The following is a 21,277-nucleotide window of genomic DNA, read 5'->3' as shown; positions in this document are numbered from 1 at the left end:
CTTTCCCGGATAATGGTCGGATGCACATCTGACCCCTGTCGCGCCGAGACTGTCGCGACGCGCAACGGAGCTCTCCATGGCCGAAGCCGTCCGCCCCGACAAGACCGCGCGCCAGCTGCGTCTGTTGTCCGATGCACTCGACAGCGGTCGACTCGGACCGGTGCGCCGGCTGGTCAACACGCTGGCGCCTGCCGAGATCGGCAACCTCCTCGAATCGCTGCCGCACGACAAGCGCATGGTCGTGTGGGGTCTGGTCGATCCCGAAGACGACGGTGAGGTGCTGGTCCACGTCGGCGACGAGGTGCGCGAAAGCCTGATCGCGGACATGGATGCCGACGAGCTGGTCGCCGCGGTCGAGGATCTCGACATCGACGATCTCGCCGACCTCGTCGAGGATCTGCCCGACGCGGTGATCGACGAAGTGCTGCGGGCGATGGACCGCGAGAACCGCGAACGTCTGGAGCAGGTGCTTTCGTATCCCGAGGACACCGCCGGCCGTCTGATGAATCCCGACGTGGTGACGGTACGCGCCGACACCACCGTGGACGTGGTGCTGCGGTTCCTGCGCCTGCGCGGCGAACTGCCCGAGCACACCGATCACCTGTACGTCGTCAACCGCCGCCATCAGCTGGCCGGCTGGGTCGCGCTGCAGGATCTGGTCACCCGCGAGCCGGGCACGCCGATCAACAAGCTGATCGACGACGAACTCGATTCGATCCACGTCGCCGAATCCGCCGAGCAGGTGGCGCGCCAGTTCTCGGACAACGACTGGGTGTCGGCACCGGTCGTCGACGACGGCAATATCCTGCTCGGCCGCATCACGGTCGACGACGTGATCGACATCATCCGCGAGCAGGCCGAACACCAGGCGCTATCCGCCGCAGGTCTCGACGAGGACGAGGATCTGTTCTCGCCGATCAGGCGCGCCGTGCGCGGCCGCGTGGTGTGGCTGGGCATCAACCTGTGCACCGCGTTCCTGGCGGCGTTCGTGATCGGCCGCTTCGAGGCGACCATCGAGCAGATCGTCGCGCTCGCGGTGCTGATGCCGATCGTCGCGGGCATCGGCGGCAATGCCGCGGTGCAGGTGCTGACGCTGATGGTGCGCGGCATCGCGCTGGGCCAGGTCGGCGCGAGCAATGCGCGCATCCTGCTGTGGAAAGAATTGCGCGTGGCCCTGATCAACGGCTTATTGATCGGCGGTCTGGTCGGCCTCGTGGCGCTGGTCTGGTTCCACGACTGGGTGCTGTCGCTGGTGATCTTCGCCGCGCTGGTGATCAATTTCTGTTCGGCCGCGCTGGCCGGCACCCTGCTGCCGCTGCTGCTCAAGCGCATGGGCGTCGATCCCGCTGTCGCCGGCACCGTGGTCGTGACCGCGGTGACCGACATCGTCGGCTTCTTCAGCTTCCTCGGCCTTGCCACCGCGATCATGCTGCGCTGAGGCCACGACCATGCGCGCACGTGCCGGATTCGGTCGGATCGAACGCTGGGACGACGCGCGCGGCTTCGGTTTCATCACGCCCGAAGACGCCGCTGCCGATGGAACGGATCGCCTGTTCTTCCATGTTCGCGATTTCGATCGCAGCGGCGCACGCCCGGCCGCCGGCGCACGTGTGCGCTATACGCCGGAGCGGCAGGCTGACGGACGCTGGCGCGCGGTCCACGTTGCCGCAGTCGGCACGGCGCAATCAACGCGCACGGCGCGCGCCACGTCGAAGCGCCGCGATAGTCGCGCATCGGCGTCCGCCTCTGCGGGCGGCATGCGCGGGCTGCCGATCGCGATCGTGGTCTGGTGCGCGCTGCTCGGCACTGGCGTGGTCTCCGGACGCCTGCCGCACCTCGCGCTCGCCGTGCTGGCCGGACTCAATGTCCTGACTGCAGCCGCCTATGCGCTCGACAAACACGCCGCGCGCCACGGCCGCTGGCGCACGCCCGAGGCGCATCTGCATCTTCTCGAACTGCTCGGGGGCTGGCCCGCCGCAGGACTCGCGCAGCAGCTGCTGCGCCACAAACGCGCCAAACCGGCTTACCGTCGGGTATTCGTCGCGATGGTCGTCCTGCACCTGCTGGCGCTGGGTCTGTGGACCTTCGCCTGATCCATTCCGGAGTGATCGCATGTCCAACGTTTCCCATTCCCTGACCCGCCGTCGCCTGCTGCGCGGCCTTGCCCTCGCCGGCGGTGCCGCCGTGTTGCAGGGCTGCGTGAGCGCGCTGCCCGCGACCGGCACGACGGCCGGCCGTTTCGTCCGGCGCGAGCTCACTTCGAACGGCCGCCGCTACGCCTATCAGGTCTTCGTGCCGGCGGCCCAGGTGCCGCGTCCGCTGCCGGTGGTGCTGTTCCTGCACGGCTCGGGCGAGCGCGGCGACGATGGCGAGAAGCAGATCCACGCCGGCCTCGGACCCTACGTGCGCGCGCACGCAGCGGACTTCCCGGCACTGGTGGTGTTCCCGCAGTCGCCCGACGGCGAGTCCTGGGAAGGCGACACCGCGACGATGGCGCTGGCGACGCTCGATGCGGCCACCGCCGAATTCGACGGCGACCGCAGCCGCACCTCGCTGACCGGCATGTCGCGCGGCGGCTACGGCACCTGGTCGCTGGCACTGCGCGAACCGACACGCTTCGCCGCGCTGGTGCCCGTGTGCGGCGGCATCACCCCGCCCGGCTCGCGGCCCGATCTGGACACGCTGTTCGTCGAATCCACGCATGCGGCCCGCGATCCCTTCGCCGAGGCTGCGCGTCGCCTGCGCGACATTCCGAGCTGGATCTTCCACGGTGCACTCGACGACGTGGTGCCGCCGGAACAGTCGCGGCGCATGCACGCCGCGCTGCGCGATGCCGGCGCGGACGTGCGCTACACCGAGTTTCCCGACGCCAACCACAACAGCTGGGATGCGGCCTACCGCACCGAGGCGCTGTGGCCGTGGCTGTTCGCGCAGAAGCGCTGACACGCAAGCGCGGCCGACCTCGACCAGGCTTCACGCCTCAGCCTGCGGGCGGCCTCCGCCGCAGGCGCTGGGCCAGCGCATTGAGGCCGGCGATGGCCAGCGTGAGCGCAGCCATCGACAGGAACTGCGCGCGGGTATCGGGCGAGGCGACCAGCATCGCGAAGATCACGGCGAGCACCGCCAGCGCGGCGAGCGTGGGCACCGGGAACGCGCGCATGCGGAACGGCAGCGGCGCGTTCGCGCGATCGGCGCGGCGGCGCAGGATGAACTGCGACACCAGCGCCAGCGTCCAGACCAGCAGGCAGGTCGCGCCGACGATGTTGAGCAGCACCGGCAACACGCGCTGCGGGAATGCGAGTTCCAGCGCGGCGGCGGCGAATCCGAAACTCACGCTGGCGACGACAGCGGCGATCGGCACGTTGCGGCGGTCGCTGCGACCGAGCACCGCCGGCGCATCGCCGCGGCGACCCAGCGACCAGATCATCCGCGACGCGCCATAGAGATTGGCGTTGAGCGCCGACAGCAGTGCGATCACCGCGACCAGCGTGATCGCGGTCGCCGCGCCCGGAATGCGCGCGACCTGCAACACCGCGGCGAACGGCGACGACAGCGCCGGGCTGTCCCACGGCACCACCGCGACGATCACCGCGATCGAGCCGAGGTAGAACACCAGAATCCGCCAGGCGACGGTGCGGATCGCACGCGCGAGACTCTTCGCCGGGTCATTGGTTTCCGCCGCGGCGATCGCGACGATCTCGGTGCCGCCGAACGCGAACACCACGACCAGCAAGGCCGCGCCGATGCCGGCCCAGCCGCGCGGCGCGAAACCGTCGGGGCCCATCAGGTTCGACAGGCCCGGCGATGCGACCGCCGGCAGCCAGCCTGCGATCAGCGCGATGCCGATCGCGATGAAGGCGAGGATCGCGATGACCTTGAGGATCGCGAACCAGAACTCGAATTCGCCGAAGCTGCGCACGCCCAGCAGGTTGATCGCGGTGAACACCGCCATGAAGCACAGCGCGAGGCCGGGCACCGACAGCGACGGCCAGATCGACGCGAGCAAGCCCGCCGCGCCGACCGCTTCTGCCGCGATCACGATCACCACCTGCAGCCACCACAGCCAGCCGACGGTCGCACCGGCCACCGGCCCCATCGCATCGGCCGCGTAGACCGAAAACGCGCCGCTGGCCGGCTTGGCCGCGGCCATCTCGCCGAGCGCGTGCATCACCACGATCACCAGCGCGCCGGCGATCAGATACGACACCAGCACCGCGGGACCGGCGGTCTGGATGCCGACGCCGGAGCCGAGGAACAGGCCGGCGCCGATCGCGCTGCCCAGCCCCATCATCACCAGCTGGCGCGGCGTCAGCGCGTGCGCGGGCGCGGCGGCGGCCTGCGCCGGCAGGGAAGCGTGCGGATCGTTCGAAGACATCGTGTGGGCGCGATCTTAGGGACGCCGCACCATACCGGATTCAAGTCGACCCGGCCCTCAGCCGAGCAGCGTCTCCAGCACCGCCATGCGCGCGGCGACGCCGTTGGCGACCTGACGCAGGATCAGCGACTGCGGGCCGTCGGCGACGTCATCGTCGATCTCGACGCCCCGGTTCATCGGCCCGGGATGCAGCACCACGGCGTCGGGCGCGGCGCGGCGCAGGCGACGCACATCGAGACCGTAATCGCGGTGGTAGTCCTCGAGCGAATCGACCAGGCCTTCGGCCATGCGCTCGCGCTGCAGCCGCAGCATCATCACCGCGTCGACGCCTTCGAGCGCGGCGTCGAGATCGTGCGAGACCGTGCAGCCCGACAGCAGCCCAGCATCGGGCAGCAGCGAGGCCGGTCCGCAAACGCGGATCTCGCCGGCGCCGAGCGTGCGCAGCGCATGCAGATCACTGCGCGCGACGCGCGAGTGCCGCACGTCGCCGACGATGACGACCTTCAGGCCCGAGAAATCGATACCTTTCGCCTGGCGCAGGGTCAGCATGTCCAGCAGACCCTGGGTGGGATGCGCGCTGCGGCCGTCGCCGGCATTGATGAGGGCGGTGTCCGGCGCAGCCGCGGATGCGAGTGCGGCGACCGCGCCATCGTCGGAATGCCGCACGACGAATCCGCGCACGCCCATCGCCTCGATGTTGCGGAAGGTGTCGAGTGCGGTCTCGCCCTTGGTCGTCGACGACGTCGAGGCATCGAAGCCGAGCACATCGGCGCCGAGGCGCTGGCTGGCGCGCTGGAAGCTCAGCCGGGTGCGCGTCGAGGGCTCGAAGAACAGCGTGCAGACCGCGATGCCGGCCAGGCGCGCATTGACTTCTCCGGCGTCGGCCATCGCCTGCGCACGGTCGAGCAATGCGTCGAGCGTCGCACGCGGCAGGCCCTCGAGTGTCAGCAGATGGCGCAGGCGGCCGGTCGCATCGATCTGGGCATCGGGAGCAGAAGTCATCGCGGGGCACGTGCGGCGTCGGGAGCGACATTGTCCAGCAGCGACGCGCATGCGGCGAGTGCCGCGTCATGCGTCAAGTACAGATGGTGCGGGTCAGCGCACCACAGTGCGATGCCTCAGACCGGCACGCCGTCATCCGGCGACGCCAGCCAGCGTTCGACGATCACCGCGGCCGCCACGGCGTCCAGCGCAGCGGCATCGCGACGCTTGCGGCGGCCTTCGGCGCGATCGATCGCGAAGCGCTGCGCGGCCTCGATCGAGCTGGCGCGTTCGTCCACCAGCACCACGGGCAACCGGTAGCGTGCGACCAGCTCGCGCGCGAACGCGTGGGCACGTGCGCGGGCCGGCTGGTCACCGCCTTCGAGCGTCATCGGATCGCCGACGATCATGCCGTCGGGCCGCCATTCCTTCTGCAGGCGATCGACGCCCTGCCAGTCGATCTGGTCGCCGTGCACGTCGATCACCGCCAGCGCGCGTGCGCCGTGGCCGAAGGCACTGCCGACCGCCACACCGATGCGGCGCGAGCCGACATCGAAGCCGAGCACCGTGCCGTCGCGGCGGATCGCCGGCGCAGGTGTGTCGCTCATGCGCGGCCGCTGTGGCTGGCGACGTGCATCATGTCGACGCCGATGCGCCCCGCGGCCGCCTGCCAGCGCGCGTCGAGCGGCGTCTCGAAGATCAGCTGCGCATCAGACGGCACGGTCAGCCAGCTGTGCTGGGTGAGTTCGCGCTCCAGCTGGCCCTTGCCCCAGCCGGCGCAGCCCAGCGCGACGGTCGCGTGCTCAGGACCGTCGCCGGCCGCCATCGCTTCGAGCACGTCGCGGGACGTGGTCACGTGCAGACTTTCGCTGATCGCCAGGCTCGAATCCCAGCCGCCCTCGCCGTCATGCAGCACGAATCCGCGCTCGGGATGCACCGGGCCACCCGCCAGCACGCGATGATCCCGCAGACGCTCGTCGCGCAGCAGGATGTTCATCTGGTCGAGCAGATCGCCGAAGGTGTATTCCGAGGGCCGGTTGATGACCACACCCATCGCACCGTCCGCATCGTGCTGGCAGATCAGCGCGACGGTCCGTGCGAAATTGGGATCCCGGAGCGCAGGCAGCGCGACCAGCATCTGGTTGGCGAAGAACGACATGCGCGCATTCTAGCCAACCGGCTGTCGGCGAACCGGCCAGGCGCCTTCGCATGTCCCCACCGGGACTGAACGGCGGAGCGGCTGTCGCCGCCCCGCCGCCGTGGTTCAGAGGCCGAACTGGAGCTCGTCGGGCGTGGCCACCCGCACGCCGACGACCTCCACGTCCGCGCGCAGCAGGCGCCCGGCCAGCGGGTTGTTGCCGTCGACGGTGATCTCGCTGTCGTCCAGCGCGGTCACGATGACGTCCAACGGCCCCTTCTCGGTCTGCGCGCGCAGCTTCTCGCCGACCGCGGGCGTGGTGCTGCCGCTGAACATCGTGCGCGGCAGGGTCTGCACGAGGCTGTCGTGGCGCGGACCGAATCCGCGCTCGGGCGGGATGTCGACCGTGAACGTCTCGCCGGCCTTTCGGCCTTCGAGCGCCTCTTCCAGCCCGGCGATGATCGAGCCGTTGCCGTGCATGTAGACCAGCGGATCGTGGCCGCGGGTGGTGGTGATGCGCTGGCCGCTGTCGTCGGACAGGGTGAAGTGCACGGTGGCAACGCGGCGGTGGGCGATTTCCATCGACGGATCCGGCAAGGGCGACGGCGCATGGTGACGTGCGTGACGTGAAAGCCGCAACCGGGGTCGCACCGGATGGCGGGCCCCGTCCGCGCGCCCTATGCTGCGTGGATGAGCGGCTATTGCGACATCGCCCCGGGCCATCCGGTCCACGGCCCCTACCACGACACCGAGTACGGCTTTCCGCAGCGCGAAGAAGCGGTGCTGTTCGAGCGCCTGCTGCTGGAAATCAACCAGGCCGGCCTGAGCTGGGAAACCATCCTGCGCAAGCGCGCCGGCTTCCGCGCGGCCTACGACGGCTTCGACGTCGACAAGGTCGCCGCCTATGGCGAGGCCGATCGCGCGCGCCTGCTCGGCGACGCCTCGATCATCCGCAACCGGCTCAAGGTCGACGCCGCGATCCACAACGCGCAGGTGATCCAGAACCTGCGCGACAGTCACGGCGGTTTCGTCGACTGGCTGGACGCACATGCGGTCGAGCACGGCGCGCCGCGCGACAAGGCCTCGTGGGTCAAGCTGTTCAAGAAGACCTTCCGCTTCACCGGCGGCGAGATCACCGGCGAATTCCTGATGAGCCTGGGCTATCTGCCGGGCGCGCATCGACCGGATTGCCCGGTGATGCGGGATATCGCGCGGGCGAGGCGCGGATAGCGGAGGCATCCATGGCGCGACCGACGCTAACCCACGTCTTTCGCCGCGCACTGTGGCTTCTGGCGGCATCGTTGGTCTTGACCGGGATCTTGATGGCCGCAGGTCTGATCCACCTCTACACACTCGAACCGCCGTGCTTCATGCAGCGATGGCGCACCTCCGAACCCATCAGTTGCCAGCAAGCGTTGTGGCTCTTCGGTCCGCGGACTTGGGACGCGCTCGCCTGGCTGTTCGGCTGGTACGGGATCTGCGTGCTGATCGCGTGGGTCACCTTGTCGCGCCGACGCCGTGACAAACCGCCGCAGTAGGCCCCACAGCATTCCGGCCGCTTGCGCGGCCGGAACGGGATTGCATCAAGACGCAGAAGCTCAGCCCTTGACCGCTTCCTGGTAGCGACGCTCGACTTCGTTCCAGTCGACGACGTTGTAGAACGCGGCGATGTAGTCGGGACGACGGTTCTGGTAGTTCAGGTAGTACGCATGCTCCCAGACGTCGAGGCCGAGGATCGGGGTGTTGCCCGAGCCGATGCCCTTCATCAGGGGGTTGTCCTGGTTGGCGCTGCTTTCGACCTTCAGCACGCCCGACTTGTCGACCGACAGCCACGCCCAGCCGCTGCCGAAACGGGTCAGCGCAGCCTTGGTGAAGGCTTCCTTGAAGGCGTCGAAGCCGCCGAGGTCGCTGTCGATGTGCTTGGCGACGTCGCCGACCGGATTGCCGCCGCCCTTGGGCGACATCACCGTCCAAAACAGCGAATGGTTGGCGTGGCCACCGGCGTTGTTGCGCAGCGGGCCGCGCTTGTCTTCCGGCAGCGCGTCGAGATCGGCGATCAGGTCTTCGGCAGACGTGTCCGCCCACTGCGTGCCTTCCAGCGCGGCGTTGGCGTTGTTGATGTAGGTCTGGTGATGCTTGGTGTGATGGATTTCCATCGTCTTGGCATCGATGTGCGGCTCGAGCGCGTCGTACGCGTAACCCAGCTCGGGGAGGGTGTAGGCCATCAGCGATCTCCTTCGTGAATGAATGCGCCGCATTGTCCCCCGGACGGGGTCAAGTTGGCGACAAGGCGGCGTCACGATACCGCTGCGACGTGACGGTCTGTGGCAACACTGCGTTGCGGGCGCCCATAAGAAAGCAGAACGCCCCGCGGATGCGGGGCGTCTGTCGAGCGTTCGCGATGGAGGCGAACGGTCAGCGGACCTCGGCCACCTCGACACCATCGAGACCCTGCGACAGCGTGCGCGCGTCGCCGCCCTGGGCGAGCTTGATGCGCAGACGCACCTCGTTCGCGGAGTCGGCGTAGCGCAGCGCATCCTCGTAGGAGATCTCGCCGGCCTGGTAGAGCTCGAACAGCGCCTGGTCGAAGGTCTTCATGCCCAGGTTCGTCGACTCCTTCATGACTTCCTTGAGCTTGTGGATCTCGCCTTCGCGGATGTAGTCCTGCACCAGCGGCGTGCCGAGCATGATCTCCATCGCGACGCGCCGGCCCTTGCCGTCCGGCGTCGGGATCAGCTGCTGTGCGACCACGCCCTTGAGGTTCAGCGACAGGTCCATCAGCAGCTGGTTGCGGCGGTCTTCGGGGAAGAAGTTGATGATGCGGTCCATCGCCTGGTTGGCGTTATTCGCATGCAGCGTGCACAGCACCAGATGGCCGGTTTCGGCGAACGCGATCGCGTGGTCCATGCCTTCGCGCGTGCGCACCTCGCCGATCATGATCACGTCCGGCGCCTGGCGCAGCGTGTTCTTCAGCGCCGCGTCCCAGCTGTCGGTGTCGATGCCGACTTCGCGCTGGGTGATGATGCAGCCGGCGTGCTTGTGCACGAACTCGATCGGGTCCTCGATCGTGATGATGTGGCCGGTCGAGTTCTGGTTGCGGTAGCCGATCATCGCCGCGAGCGACGTCGACTTGCCGGTACCGGTCGCGCCGACGAAGATCACGATGCCGCGCTTGGTCATCGCCAGCGTCTTGATGATCGGCGGCAGGTTGAGTTCTTCGACGCTCGGGATGTGCGTCTCGATGCGACGCAGCACCATGCCGACCTGGTTGCGCTGGTAGAAGCACGAGATGCGGAAGCGGCCGACGCCGGAGACGCCGATCGCGAAGTTGCACTCGTGGGTCTTCTCAAATTCCTCGCGCTGCGGCGGGGTCATCACGTTGAGCACCAGATCGCGCGCCTGCTGTGGCGTCAGCGGGTTCTGGGTGATCGGCGAGATCTTGCCATGCACCTTGATCGACGGCGGCATGCCGGCGGTGATGAACAGATCCGAGGCCTTCTGATGGGCCATCAGCTTGAGGAACGAGGTGAAGTCGATGCTGCTCATGTCGAAACTCCGTAAGACGTGAGGCGTAAGGCGTGAAACGTCAGGGCGGCGCGGGGAGTGCAGGAAGCGACGACTGACGTCCTACCTCCTCACGACTCACGCCTCACTCGAACAGACGCTTGTCCTTGGCGTATTCCTTGGCAGCCGGGCGCGTGATCAGGCCGCGCTTGACCAGATCCTGCAGGTGCTGGTCGAGCGTCTGCATGCCGTACTGCTGGCCGGTCTGGATGGCCGAGTACATCTGCGCGACCTTGTCTTCGCGGATCAGGTTCCGGATCGCCGGCATGCCGACCATGATTTCCCAGGCCGCGGTCCGGCCCCCGCCGACCTTCTTCAGCAGCGACTGCGAGATCACCGCGCGCAAGCTTTCAGACAGCATCGAGCGCACCATCGGCTTCTCGCCCGAGGGGAACACGTCGATGATGCGGTCGATGGTCTTGGCCGCGCTGGAGGTGTGCAGCGTGCCGAACACCAGATGGCCGGTTTCCGCGGCGGTCAGCGCCAGACGGATGGTTTCCAGATCGCGCAACTCGCCGACCAGGATGTAGTCGGGGTCTTCGCGCAGCGCAGAGCGCAGCGCCTCGTTGAAGCCGTGCGTGTCGCGGTGCACTTCGCGCTGGTTGATCAGGCACTTCTGCGAGGTGTGCACGAACTCGATCGGATCCTCGACCGAGAGGATGTGCGCGTATTCGTTCTTGTTGATGTGGTCGATCATCGCCGCGAGCGTGGTCGACTTGCCCGAGCCGGTCGGGCCGGTCACCAGAATCAGACCCTGCGGCTGGTCGATGAGCTGACGGAAGATCGGCGGACAGTTCAGGTCTTCGAGGGTCAGCACTTCCGACGGAATCGTCCGGAACACCGCACCGGCGCCGCGGTTCTGGTTGAACGCGTTGACGCGGAAGCGGGCCAGGCCCGGAATCTCGAACGAGAAGTCGACCTCGAGGAACTCTTCGAAGTCGCGACGCTGCTTGTCCGACATGATGTCGTAGATCAGCGCGTGCACCTGCTTGTGCTCGAGCGCGGGGATGTTGATGCGGCGCACGTCGCCGTCGACGCGGATCATCGGCGGCAGTCCCGCGGACAGATGCAGGTCCGACGCCTTGTTCTTGACCGAGAACGCCAACAGTTCGGCGATATCCATGCAACACCCCTTGATGATGATCCGCACAGGGCGCGCAGCGAGCCTTCCCGGCTGGCGCCTCCCTGTCCCCGGCGGCAGTATAGACCTGTAAACCCTGCACAAAACCAGCCCGTTCACACCTGCCCGGACACCCGATTCCCGTGACTTCGCTCCCCGCCCGCGCCGCGCTCGACGCCGTGATGTCGCGTCTGACGAACGCGGCCACCGCCGCCGCGCGGCCAGCGCCGCCACGTCTGCTGGCGGTCGGCAAACGCCACCCCGCCGACGCCATCGCCGCGCTCGCCGCCGCGGGCCAGCGCGCGTTCGGCGAGAACTACGTGCAGGAAGCCGCGGACAAGATCGGCGCGCTGGCCGGGCTGGGCCTCGAATGGCATCTGATCGGCCACCTGCAGTCGAACAAGGCGAAGCAGGCGGCCGAGCTGTTCGACTGGGTGCAGACCGTCGACCGGACGAAGCTGGTCGACGCGCTGGCCGCGCACCGCCCGGCCGCGCGTGGCGCGCTGAACGTGCTGGTGCAGGTCAACATCGACGACGAGTCGAGCAAGCACGGCTGCGTGCCGTCGGAAGTGCCGGCACTGGTCGCGGCGATCCGCGCGGCGCCGTCGTTGCGCCTGCGCGGACTGATGGCGATTCCCGCCCCGCACGCCGAACCCGAACGCCGCCGCGATGCCTTCGCGCGCATGCGCAGGCTGTTCGACACCGTGGCCGGACAGGACCCGGCGATCGACACGCTGTCGATGGGCATGAGCGACGACCTGGAACTGGCGATCGCCGAGGGCGCGACGATGGTGCGCGTCGGCTCGGCGCTGTTCGGCGCACGCCCCGCGTCCTGACCGGCGCCGCGCGGGCGGTCGGATACCATCGACGCGTTCCCGACAGCGAAGCCGCCATGACCGATCTCCACGACACACCCGCCACGCCCATCGTCTTCATCGGCGGCGGCAACATGGCGCGCAGCCTGATCGGCGGCCTGGTCGCACGTGGCGGCGATGCCGCATCGGTCCGCGTCGTCGATCCCAACGCCGACAGCCGCGATGCGCTGGCCCGCGATTTCGGCGTGCGCACGTTCGCCGACGCGGCGCAGGCCGTCGACGGCGCCGCGACCTGGGTGCTGGCGACCAAGCCGCAGGTGTTGCGCGGGGTCTGCGAATCGCTGGCCGACGTGGCGCAGGCCACGCAGCCGCTGGTGCTGTCGATCGCGGCCGGCATCACCGCGACCCAGCTTGTCCGCTGGCTCGGCGGCGATGTGCCCGTGGTGCGTACGATGCCCAACACCCCCGCCCTGCTCGGCGCCGGCGTGACCGGCCTGTTCGCGAACGCGCGCGTGGACGCTGCCGGACGCGCGCGTGCGCAGGCGCTGCTGGAAAGCGCGGGCGAAACCGTGTGGATCGACGACGAAGCGCGCATGGATGCGGTCACTGCCGTGTCGGGCAGCGGCCCGGCCTACATCTTCCTGCTGGCCGAGGCGATGGAAGAAGCCGCGATCGCCCAGGGCCTGCCTGCAGACGATGCACGCACGCTGGTGCTGCAGACCGTGCTGGGCGCGGCGCGGATGCTGGTCGAATCCGACGAGGCGCCGGCGGAACTGCGGCGTCGCGTCACCTCGCCCGGCGGCACCACCCAGGCGGCGATCGAGACCTTCGAAGCCGGCGGGTTGCGCACGCTTGTCGGCGAGGCAATCGCCAACGCCGCACGTCGCGGCGGCGAACTGTCGGCCGCCAATGACTGAGATCACGCGCGCGCTGTGCCTCGCCGCGCTCGTGCTGCTGGTGACCGCGTGCGGGCAGACGCCGTCCGACGACGCGGGCGCGGCAAGCGGCGCGCAGAACGCCGCGATGCCAGCGCAGACGATGCTCGGCGATGCCGAAGTGATGGCCAGCGTGGTGCCGGCCGCGCACATGGGCGCCGCGGTTGCCCGGCGCTACGCGATCGAGCCGGCGCGCGACCGGGCTTTGGTGCTGGTCAGCGTGCAGCGCGGCGATGTGTCGGTACCGGTGCAGATCACCGGCGAGGCACGCGATTTGCGCGGCGTGCGTCAGACCCTGGCCTTCGATGCCGTGGATCTCGACGGCCGCGTCGAACACGTGGCCGTCGCGCGCGTCAGCGGCCCGGATACGCTGCGCCTAGACCTGCGGATCACCGCCGAGGACGGCGCACGCGCCACGCTGCGCTTCAACCGCGACATCCCGCGCTGACGACGCGCGCTCGGCCGAACAACGTCAGCCGATCAGCTTGAGCCCGACCACTGCGGCCAGCACCAGCGCGACGAAGAACAGCCGCAGCGGCCGCGCCGATTCGCCGTAGCGCAGGATGCCGACGACCACCGCGCCCACCGTGCCGATGCCGACCCAGACCGCGTAGGCGATCGCGATCGACATGCCGCTCTTGAGGCCCAGCGACAGCAGGCCGAAGCTCACGCCGAAACACGCCACCAGCCGCGCGTAGGCCCATGCGCCCGGCTTCTGCTTGATCGCGTTCATCGCGATCACGCCGGCCACTTCCGCCAGCCCAGCCGCGAACACGAACAGCCAGCCGGTCACGGCGTCTTCTCCACGTCGGGCGCCGGCGCCAGCGGCGTCACCAGTTTCAGGCCGGCGACGCCGATGATCAGCAAGGCGATCAGCGCGATCTTCGCCGGCTGCACCGGCTCGCCGAACCACACGGTCTCGGCGATCACCGAAGCCGCCGCGCCGAGGCCGCAGAACACCGCGTAGACCGAACCGACCGGCAGGAAGCGGATCGCACGCATCAGCAATGCGAAATTCACCGCGATCGCGCCGATCGTCAGCGTCCAGCCCAGCGGCGTGGTCGCGGCCTTGAGCCCGACCACCCAGACCGTCTCGATCAGACCGCCGGCGAACACCAGCGCCCAGTAGCGGCCGGTCCCGCGTCCCGCCATCGCCATCAGTACGCCACGCTGAAACGCTCGCGCACGTGGGCGGGATGTTCGATCTCGTCGGCGAAGGCGATCGCGTAGTCCTCCATCGAGACCGCACTGTTGCCGTCCGCGTCGACCAGCAGGGCATCGCCGCCCGTGCGGAATGCGCCGGTGCGGGTGCCGGGCTCGAACACCGCGCCGGGGGAGACGAAGGTCCAGTCGACGTCGTCGGCGCCGCGCAGCGCGTCGAGGAAACGGCGGCCCGCGCCGGCCTCGGCCTTGTAGATCTCCGGGAATTCCGGCGTGTCGATCAGCGCCACGCCCGGCGCGACCTCCAGACTGCCGGCGCCGCCGACGACCAGCAGGCGACGCACGCCGGCCTGGCGCACGGCGTCGAGCAGCACGTCGGCGGTCGGGCCGCCATCGAAGCGCGTCGCGCTGACGACCACGTCGTGGCCCTGCAGCAGCGGCGCGATGGCGTCGGCGCGCGAAGCGTCGGCCGATTGCAGGGTCAGGCCGGCCTGGGCCTGGGTGTCGGCGGTGTTGCGGGCGATGCCGGTGACGCGATGGCCGCGCGCCAGCAGTTCGCTGGCGATACGCGAGCCCGCGCGTCCGGTGATGCCGAGAAGGGCGATGCGCTGCATGGGACTGCACCTGCGGTGTGGGGAGGCGCCATGCTAGGCGCCTGCCGGCGCAGGCGGGGTCACGGCATCGCAACCCACTGTTCCGGAGTCCCGCCGCGCGTGGGGCACAGGGCCCTGCGCGCCACGCGACCGCGCCGCGTCAGCCCTGCCGCTGCGCCCAGGTCTGCACGATCTTCGCCATCGCGGTCACCCCGTCGGTCAGGGCCGCGGGACCCGGCTGCAGGATCAGCGGCGACTTGATCTCGTGCAGCTCGCCGTCGCGCACCGCCGGAATCGCGTGCCAGCCCGGCCGCGCGGCGACGCGCTCGGGGCGGAATTTCTTGCCGCACCAGGAGCCGAGAATGATGTCCGGCGCACGTTCGATCACCGGATCGCCATCGGCGAGGATGCGCGCCTTGGCCAGCGGCTCAATCGACAGTTCCGGGAACACGTCGTCGCCACCGGCAATGCGCACCAGTTCCGCGACCCAGCGGATGCCGGTGATGATCGGTTCGTCCCATTCCTCGAAGTACACGCGCGGGCGCTGCGGCAGGCGCGCGCTCTGCGCCTCGATCTCATCCAGTCCGCGGCGCAGTTCGTCGGCATAGGCGTCGGCGCGCGCCGCGCAGCCGACCAGCGCGCCGAGCCGGCGCACGTAATCGACGATGCCGTCGACGCTGCGGTGATTGCTGATCCACACCTCCACGCCGCGCCGCACCAGCTCGGCGGCGATGTCGGCCTGGATGTCGGAGAAGCCGACGACGAAATCCGGTTCGAGCTTGAGGATCTCGTCGATCTTCGCGCTGGTGAACGCGCTGACCTTGGGCTTCTCCTTGCGCGCCTGCGGCGGACGCACGGTGAAACCGCTGATGCCGACGATACGGTCCTGCTCGCCGAGCGCGTACAGGACTTCCGTCGGTTCCTCGGTCAGGCAGACGATGCGTTGCGGACCCATGCGGCGACTCGATGAGATACTGCAGGCATTGTCGCGCATGTGCAGATGGCACCCGTGACCGCGCGCGCGTTCAGCCGGTCTCGAACCGGTGCCGACCAGCGCGCTTGGCCGCGTAACAGGCCGCGTCGGCGCGGATCAGCGCCTGCTCCACACTCCCGGCGCCGTCCAGCCGGGCCATGCCGATGCTGATGCCCAGGCCTTCGAAGCGCGCGTCCGTGGCGGCGACGGCGGCGACCTCATCCAGCACCCGGGTGGCGACCAGTTCGGCCGCCTTGTGCTTGTCGTTGAGCAGCAGGATCGCGAACTCGTCCCCACCCAGACGGGCCACCACATCGGTGTCGCGGGCGCAGCGCAACAGCGCCTGCGCGATGTCGCGAAGCGCGGCATCGCCGGCATCGTGGCCGTGGGTATCGTTGATCGCCTTGAACCCGTCCAGATCCATGAACAGCAGCCAGCCCCGCCCACCCAGTGCGGACTCGATACTCCGGGAGACGGAACGGCGGTTGGCCAGTCCTGTCAGCGCGTCGGTCTCGGCCATGTACCGCAGTTCCTCGTTGAGGCCCTGCAGTGCGGTGACATCCACCGCGGCGCCTCGGTATCCGAGGAACTCGCCATCGCGCGACCACAGCGCGCGGCCGCTGTTGCTGAGAATGCGGTGCTCGCCATCGGCGCTCGACGCGCGCAGGAGCTGACCGGTGAAGTCGGACCGCGCGGCGAGCAGATCGGCCACCGCGGCGGCCCGGTCCGGCGGCAGCAGGCGCGAGGCGACCTGCGTCGGGGTGCAGCCGATCACCTCCTCGTTGCTCAGGCCGAGCGCGTGGCCAAAGCCGGCCGAGACATGGACCAGCCGGTCGTCGGCGTCGGTTTCCCAGAACCAGTCCGCCGCCACCAGGGCGAAATCGACGAAGCGTTCCTTCTGCAGGGTGGCGATCCGCAGCAGCTCGGTTTCGCTGCGACGCGACGCCTCCAGACCTGCGAGCAGTTCGCGGTAGCTGCGCATGAAATACAGCCCGAACATCGCACTCAACACGCACAGCGCAATCGGCACGCGATACCCGGCGCTGGCCGCCCACTGCGGGTGCGGGCGCAACCAGGCGGGCGCACCGGCGCTGGCCAGCGCATACGACAGGCCGATCGCCGCCACCGCCACCACGGCCCACAGCGCGCCCTGCCAGCGCGGCAGCACCAGCATCGCCAGCAGCACGAAGAGCGGCAGCATCATCGCGCCGCCCACGGCACGACCACCGGTCATCGCCATCACCACCGCGATGCCCAGGATCACCACGCCCACCGTGAGGTGACCGAAGCGGGTCACGCCGCCGTAGTGGCGAAAACCGGCCAGGGTGAGCAGCAGCAGGAGCACGATGACCATCAGATAGCGGCCGAACGTGCCGCCCAGCACGAGTTCCATCGCGCCCATCGCGCCGATCAGTGCGATCGCAGCCAGGGCGATCAGCACGACGCCGACCGCGCGCATATAGGCATCCGTGGCTTCCAGCGGGAATCGCTCGGGGGGCAACAGCCAGTGCCACAACCACGTCTTGTCCATCGGATCCTGCTGTGATCGGGCGCAGTGACTGTTGTCAGCCGTCCGAGCGCCGGGCGTGTGCAGACCCTTCTACAGGGATGCGGACGGACATGCGAGGCACACTGCGACAGAGACCACGGTCGAAGTCACCCGGCGATCACGGATACAGCATCCGCTTGCGGCAGTCGCCGGCGCAGTCGCATTCGTAGAGCCAGCGCTCGTGCAGGCGGTACTCGGCGCCGTACCAGAATTCGACGCGATCCGGGCGCACGCGCAGGCCCGACCAGCGCTGCGGACGCGGCACGTCGCGGCCTTCGAACTCGCGCTCGAGATCGGCCAGGCGTTGCTCGAAGGTCTCGCGCGTGTCGAGCACCTCGGACTGCTTCGACGCCCACGCACCCAGCTGGCTGCCGCGCGGGCGCGAGGCGAAATACGCATCGGCCTCGTCGTCGGCGACGATCACCACCGGCCCTTCGATCCGCACCTGCACGCCCTTACGGACGCGCGGCCAGTGGAACAGCAGCGCGGCGTGCGGATTCTCCTGCAGCTCGCGGCCCTTGCGCCCGTCGAGATGCGTATAGAAGACGAAACCGCGCTCGTCCCAGGCCTTGAGCAGCACGGTGCGCGCCGACGGCCGGCCGTCGAGGGCGGCGGTGGCGACGGTCATCGCGGTGCGATCGGGTTCGCCCGCGGCCTGCGCCTCGTCGAACAGGGTGGCGAAGGTGTCGAGGGCTTCGGACAGCAGGGTCGTGGTGGCGGTGTGCATGCCTCGATGATCGCCGCTCGAGCACTGCAATGTCGAACCGCGGCGCAGCACGCGCAGGCCGCGCTATCGTGCCCCGATGCACGCCACACCACCCTCGCCCTGGCCCGACGCCCTCGTCGACACCCTGCTCACCGGCCAGCAGCCCGGCGGCGCGCCGCGCGTGCTGGGCATCAGTGGTCTCCAGGGCACCGGCAAATCCACCCTTGCCGCCCAGGTCGTCCGCGCCGCCGGAGCACGTGGGCTGCGCGCTGCCGTGCTCTCGCTCGACGATCTGTATCTGGATCGCGACGCCCGTCAGGCACTCGCCCGCGAGGTGCATCCGCTGCTCGCGACCCGCGGCCCGCCCGGCACCCACGAAGTCGCACTGGGACTCGCTGCAGTCGACGCCGTGCGCGCCGGCACCCCGATCCGCCTGCCGCGCTTCGACAAACTCGGCGACCGCCGCCTGCCGGAAACCGGCTGGCCGACGGTGCAGGGCCTCGACCTGCTGCTGTTCGAAGGCTGGTGCGTCGGCACGCCGGCCGAACCCGCGAGCGCGCTCGTCGAGCCGGTCAACACCCTGGAACGCGACGAAGACCCCACCGGCACCTGGCGCCGCTGGTGCAACACCGCCCTCGCCCGCAACTACCCCGCACTGTGGGCCGGCCTCGATCGCCTGCTGTTCCTGCAACCGCCCGGCTTCGAGGTCGTTTTCGACTGGCGCCTGCAGCAGGAGCAGGCGCTGCAGGCGGCCGAGCCGGGGCGTGGTGGCATGGACGCGGCCGGCGTTGCCCGGTTCGTGCAGCACTACGAGCGGGTGAGCCGGCAAGCGTTGCGGACGTTGCCGGGTCTGGCGGATGTGGTGGTGACGCTCGATGCCGAGCGGGGGATTGTTCCGGCGGGAGGAGCCCGATTTTCTTAGGCTATTCGTCGTGCAAAGGTCTTCTTTGCGTCTCCATCTGCGTCCGCTGTTGCAGTTGCTCATCGCTGACGCGTCAACACGTATCGCAGATCCTTAGGGCGTCGCACATGGATGTGCGACGTTTTTCGAACGAGCCATAACGGTAAGTCGAAAAATCCCGGAACGAACGACTGGCCGGATTCGCTCCGTCGGGGCTGGCCCTTTTCTTTGGTTCCGTTTCTTTGACTCGCATCTTCGATGCTCGCCCCTTCGGGACCGGCTTCGCCGTTCGCACTGCGTGCGCGGGCCGGCAAAAGAAGTGAACCCGCTCTCCGCAAGGCGAGTGGAAGCGTTTGACGTTGCTTCTCGCCGCGGGCGTAAGACCAAGGTCAAACGCTTTCGTCCGCTGACGCGGCCGAGTTCATTTCTTTTGGTTGACGCCAAAAGAAACGGAACCAAAGAAAAACGTCTCCCCGACACGTCCGCAGCCCGCGGCTTGTCGTGTGCAGGAATTTTCCGACTCGGCATCCTGCCTCGGTCGGAAAACGCCGCCCATCCATGGGCGGCGCCCTCCGGGTTGGCGATAGACCAGATTCTTCATTCCGTTGGAAAGACAAAGCAAACGTCCAAAGCGGAAAAACCAGGTCGGAAGCACAAGCCAAAGCAAAGCTTGCGTCTGCAACGTTCGGCGCCTCCCGCCCCCGCTGCTAGCATGCAGCCATGCACCCCGCCCCCAACCTCGTGCTCGTCGGTCCGATGGGCGCCGGCAAATCCTCGATCGGCCGTCGCCTCGCGGCGCGGTTCGGCGTGGTCTTCGTCGACGTCGACCACGAGATCGAGGTCCGTACCGGTGCGCGGATCGCGACGATCTTCGAGTGCGAAGGCGAAGCCGGTTTCCGCGCGCGCGAGCGGGCGACCCTGGTGGAGATACTCGCCGGCAGTGGCCAGGTGATCGCGACCGGTGGCGGCGCGGTGCTCGATCCCGCCAACCGCGCCCTGCTGCGGTCGCGCGGGTTCGTCGTGCACATGCATGCCGATGTCGACGCCCAGCTCGCACGGCTGGCGCGCGACCGCACGCGACCACTGCTCGCGGGCGACGACCGCACCGAAGTCCTGCAGCGTCTCGCCATCGAACGCGCGCCGCTGTACGCCGACGCCGCGCATCTGCGTTTCGACACCGGCCCGCACGCCTGCAACGAGGCGGCTGCCCAGCTCGGCCATCTGGTCGAGGCGCACTGGCATCCGCCGGCCGGCAGCGTCGAAACAGTCATTTCCGACGCCGCCGCCGACGTGGCGTCGACCCACGCCTCATGAGCCGCGCAACAAACGTCGCGCCGGCCACATCCCCCACCCGTATCCGGATCGCATGACCACCAGTGCCCGAGAGGTCGCCGTCGCTGGCGACACGCCCTACACCATCCATATCGGCCCGTCCCTGCTTGACGACGGCGCGCTGCTGGCGCGCAGCGTGCGCGGGCGCGACGCCATGCTCGTCAGCGATACGCACGTCGCGCCGCTGTATGCCGATCGCGTGATCGCCGCGCTGCAGGCCGCGCGCCCGGACCTGCGCATCCACCGGCACGTGCTGCCGCCGGGCGAAGCGGCCAAGACGCTCGCGCATTTCGCGCAAGTCACCACCGCGCTCGCCGATGCGCGCATGCGCCGCGATTCGACGCTGTTCGCACTCGGCGGCGGCGTGATCGGCGATCTCGCCGGCTTCGCCGCGGCCTGCTGGATGCGCGGCATCGACTGCGTGCAGCTGCCGACCACGCTGCTGGCGATGGTGGACTCGTCGGTCGGCGGGAAGACCGCAGTCGACCTGCCGCAGGGCAAGAACCTCGTCGGCGCCTTCCACCCGCCGCGCGCGGTGATCGCCGATACCGCCGCGCTGCGCACATTGCCGCCCCGTGAACTGCGCGCCGGCCTGGCCGAAGTAGTGAAGTACGGCGCGCTGGGCGATGCGGATTTCCTCGACTGGCTCGATGCCAACGCCGATGCGCTGCTGGCGATGGACGACGCCGCGCTGGCCGAAGCCATCGCCCGCAGCTGCGCGCACAAGGCGGCGATCGTCGCGCGCGACCCGTTCGAACATGGCGAACGCGCCCTGCTCAATCTCGGCCACACCTTCGGCCACGCGATCGAGACCGAGCAGGGCTACGGCGGCCTCAACCATGGCGAGGCGGTCGCGGTCGGCATGGTGCTCGCAGCGCGCCTGTCGGAAACGCTGGGGCTGGCGCCGGGGGCCGACACACAGCGCCTGCGCGCGCTGCTGGTGCGCCTGCAACTGCCGGTCGACGTGCCGGCCGGACTCGATGCCGAGCGCCTGCTCGCGCACATGCGCCTGGACAAGAAGGCGGTCGCCCGTGGCCTGCGCTTCATCGTCTGGCGCGGCGCCGGGCGCGCGGAAGTGCTGAGCGATGTGCCCGAATCGGCCGTGCTGTCGGTCCTGCAAGAGGCCTGAACACG

The 21,277-nt window shown here is 69.1% G+C and carries 25 protein-coding genes; 11 read left to right on the top strand and 14 right to left on the bottom strand.

All coding sequences use genetic code 11. The features are described from left to right. Positions 1 to 76 precede the first annotated feature (76 nt). From mgtE to V3391_RS11530, 3 genes are read left to right on the top strand one after another with little or no spacing between them, the layout of a single operon-like run. Positions 77 to 1,438, top strand: coding sequence for a magnesium transporter (gene mgtE, locus V3391_RS11540; protein WP_332078555.1), 1,362 nt, complete (start codon positions 77 to 79; stop codon positions 1,436 to 1,438). Between the two features lie 10 nt (positions 1,439 to 1,448). Then, the gene (locus V3391_RS11535) at positions 1,449 to 2,093 is read left to right on the top strand and encodes a DUF1294 domain-containing protein (protein WP_332078554.1); all 645 of its coding nucleotides are present in this window, start codon (positions 1,449 to 1,451) and stop codon (positions 2,091 to 2,093) included. A 19-nt stretch (positions 2,094 to 2,112) separates the two neighbouring features. Next, a complete protein-coding gene (locus tag V3391_RS11530) occupies positions 2,113 to 2,943 on the top strand; it encodes a carboxylesterase family protein (protein WP_332078553.1) in 831 nt (276 codons plus the stop codon). A 37-nt stretch (positions 2,944 to 2,980) separates the two neighbouring features. Here the strand turns inward: V3391_RS11530 and V3391_RS11525 are convergent, their stop codons facing one another. From V3391_RS11525 to V3391_RS11505, 5 genes are all read right to left on the bottom strand, one after another. Next, the gene (locus V3391_RS11525; RefSeq protein ID WP_332078552.1) at positions 2,981 to 4,375 is read right to left on the bottom strand and encodes an amino acid permease; all 1,395 of its coding nucleotides are present in this window, start codon (positions 4,373 to 4,375) and stop codon (positions 2,981 to 2,983) included. Positions 4,376 to 4,432: 57 nt separating this feature from the next. After that, entirely contained in the window at positions 4,433 to 5,377 is a 945-nt protein-coding gene (locus V3391_RS11520) for an aspartate carbamoyltransferase catalytic subunit (protein ID WP_332078551.1), read from the bottom strand. A gap of 116 nt (positions 5,378 to 5,493) precedes the next feature. Further along, positions 5,494 to 5,964, bottom strand: a complete 471-nt coding sequence (gene ruvX / locus V3391_RS11515) for a Holliday junction resolvase RuvX (protein ID WP_332078550.1) — start codon at positions 5,962 to 5,964, stop codon at positions 5,494 to 5,496. Further along, positions 5,961 to 6,515 (bottom strand): YqgE/AlgH family protein, encoded by a 555-nt coding sequence (locus V3391_RS11510; protein WP_332078549.1) that lies wholly within the window; start codon positions 6,513 to 6,515, stop codon positions 5,961 to 5,963. Before V3391_RS11510 ends, ruvX begins: the two co-directional genes overlap by 4 nt. A 105-nt stretch (positions 6,516 to 6,620) precedes the next feature. Then, positions 6,621 to 7,076, bottom strand: a complete 456-nt coding sequence (locus V3391_RS11505) for an FKBP-type peptidyl-prolyl cis-trans isomerase (RefSeq protein WP_332078548.1) — start codon at positions 7,074 to 7,076, stop codon at positions 6,621 to 6,623. A gap of 108 nt (positions 7,077 to 7,184) precedes the next feature. Between V3391_RS11505 and V3391_RS11500 the strand changes: the two genes are divergently transcribed. Both V3391_RS11500 and V3391_RS11495 read left to right on the top strand, forming a co-directional pair. Further along, the gene (locus tag V3391_RS11500; RefSeq protein ID WP_332078547.1) at positions 7,185 to 7,724 is read left to right on the top strand and encodes a DNA-3-methyladenine glycosylase I; all 540 of its coding nucleotides are present in this window, start codon (positions 7,185 to 7,187) and stop codon (positions 7,722 to 7,724) included. Between the two features lie 11 nt (positions 7,725 to 7,735). After that, complete coding sequence (locus V3391_RS11495) at positions 7,736 to 8,032, top strand: hypothetical protein (protein WP_332078546.1); 297 nt, start codon at positions 7,736 to 7,738, stop codon at positions 8,030 to 8,032. Positions 8,033 to 8,092: 60 nt separating this feature from the next. Here V3391_RS11495 and V3391_RS11490 read toward each other — a convergent pair whose 3' ends face one another. From V3391_RS11490 to V3391_RS11480, 3 genes are all read right to left on the bottom strand, one after another. Beyond that, complete coding sequence (locus V3391_RS11490; RefSeq protein ID WP_332078545.1) at positions 8,093 to 8,719, bottom strand: superoxide dismutase; 627 nt, start codon at positions 8,717 to 8,719, stop codon at positions 8,093 to 8,095. Between the two features lie 190 nt (positions 8,720 to 8,909). Next, complete coding sequence (locus V3391_RS11485) at positions 8,910 to 10,040, bottom strand: PilT/PilU family type 4a pilus ATPase (protein ID WP_159679746.1); 1,131 nt, start codon at positions 10,038 to 10,040, stop codon at positions 8,910 to 8,912. Between the two features lie 103 nt (positions 10,041 to 10,143). Then, a complete protein-coding gene (locus V3391_RS11480) occupies positions 10,144 to 11,181 on the bottom strand; it encodes a type IV pilus twitching motility protein PilT (protein ID WP_055246947.1) in 1,038 nt (345 codons plus the stop codon). A gap of 179 nt (positions 11,182 to 11,360) precedes the next feature. Between V3391_RS11480 and V3391_RS11475 the strand changes: the two genes are divergently transcribed. From V3391_RS11475 to V3391_RS11465, 3 genes are read left to right on the top strand one after another with little or no spacing between them, the layout of a single operon-like run. Next, complete coding sequence (locus V3391_RS11475) at positions 11,361 to 12,014, top strand: YggS family pyridoxal phosphate-dependent enzyme (RefSeq protein WP_332078741.1); 654 nt, start codon at positions 11,361 to 11,363, stop codon at positions 12,012 to 12,014. Between the two features lie 56 nt (positions 12,015 to 12,070). After that, entirely contained in the window at positions 12,071 to 12,910 is an 840-nt protein-coding gene (gene proC / locus V3391_RS11470) for a pyrroline-5-carboxylate reductase (RefSeq protein WP_332078544.1), read from the top strand. Then, positions 12,903 to 13,376: a DUF4426 domain-containing protein gene (locus V3391_RS11465; protein WP_332078543.1), complete on the top strand. Its 474-nt coding sequence runs from the start codon at positions 12,903 to 12,905 to the stop codon at positions 13,374 to 13,376. Before proC ends, V3391_RS11465 begins: the two co-directional genes overlap by 8 nt. A gap of 24 nt (positions 13,377 to 13,400) precedes the next feature. Here the strand turns inward: V3391_RS11465 and V3391_RS11460 are convergent, their stop codons facing one another. From V3391_RS11460 to pdxH, 6 genes are all read right to left on the bottom strand, one after another. Then, positions 13,401 to 13,721 carry a DMT family transporter gene (locus tag V3391_RS11460; RefSeq protein WP_332078542.1) on the bottom strand — a complete coding sequence of 107 codons (321 nt, stop codon included), beginning with the start codon at positions 13,719 to 13,721 and terminating at the stop codon, positions 13,401 to 13,403. After that, entirely contained in the window at positions 13,718 to 14,080 is a 363-nt protein-coding gene (locus V3391_RS11455; protein WP_332078541.1) for a DMT family transporter, read from the bottom strand. Before V3391_RS11455 ends, V3391_RS11460 begins: the two co-directional genes overlap by 4 nt. Before the next feature lie 5 nt (positions 14,081 to 14,085). Further along, a complete protein-coding gene (locus V3391_RS11450) occupies positions 14,086 to 14,703 on the bottom strand; it encodes an NAD(P)-dependent oxidoreductase (protein ID WP_332078540.1) in 618 nt (205 codons plus the stop codon). A 139-nt stretch (positions 14,704 to 14,842) separates the two neighbouring features. Continuing rightward, on the bottom strand, positions 14,843 to 15,637 hold the full coding sequence (locus V3391_RS11445) for a cobalamin-binding protein (RefSeq protein WP_332078539.1): 795 nt from the start codon (positions 15,635 to 15,637) through the stop codon (positions 14,843 to 14,845). Between the two features lie 70 nt (positions 15,638 to 15,707). Next, positions 15,708 to 17,186 carry a GGDEF domain-containing protein gene (locus V3391_RS11440; RefSeq protein ID WP_332078538.1) on the bottom strand — a complete coding sequence of 493 codons (1,479 nt, stop codon included), beginning with the start codon at positions 17,184 to 17,186 and terminating at the stop codon, positions 15,708 to 15,710. Between the two features lie 136 nt (positions 17,187 to 17,322). Next, a complete protein-coding gene (gene pdxH, locus V3391_RS11435; protein WP_332078537.1) occupies positions 17,323 to 17,931 on the bottom strand; it encodes a pyridoxamine 5'-phosphate oxidase in 609 nt (202 codons plus the stop codon). Positions 17,932 to 18,007: 76 nt separating this feature from the next. Here pdxH and V3391_RS11430 point away from each other — a divergent pair, with 76 nt between their 5' ends. The 3 genes from V3391_RS11430 to aroB all read left to right on the top strand — a co-directional run bounded on the left by V3391_RS11430 (position 18,008) and on the right by aroB (position 21,272). After that, the gene (locus V3391_RS11430; RefSeq protein ID WP_332078536.1) at positions 18,008 to 18,832 is read left to right on the top strand and encodes a kinase; all 825 of its coding nucleotides are present in this window, start codon (positions 18,008 to 18,010) and stop codon (positions 18,830 to 18,832) included. A 699-nt stretch (positions 18,833 to 19,531) separates the two neighbouring features. Next, complete coding sequence (locus V3391_RS11425; protein ID WP_332078535.1) at positions 19,532 to 20,125, top strand: shikimate kinase; 594 nt, start codon at positions 19,532 to 19,534, stop codon at positions 20,123 to 20,125. A gap of 52 nt (positions 20,126 to 20,177) precedes the next feature. Beyond that, positions 20,178 to 21,272 carry a 3-dehydroquinate synthase gene (aroB, locus tag V3391_RS11420; RefSeq protein ID WP_332078534.1) on the top strand — a complete coding sequence of 365 codons (1,095 nt, stop codon included), beginning with the start codon at positions 20,178 to 20,180 and terminating at the stop codon, positions 21,270 to 21,272. Positions 21,273 to 21,277: the final 5 nt, after the last annotated feature.

It is taken from the genome of Luteimonas flava (assembly GCF_036584485.1).
In the GTDB taxonomy this organism is placed as follows: domain Bacteria; phylum Pseudomonadota; class Gammaproteobacteria; order Xanthomonadales; family Xanthomonadaceae; genus Luteimonas; species Luteimonas flava.
The sequence above is the reverse complement of the archived record's forward strand: the minus strand, read 5'-3'. Positions and strand labels throughout refer to the sequence as shown.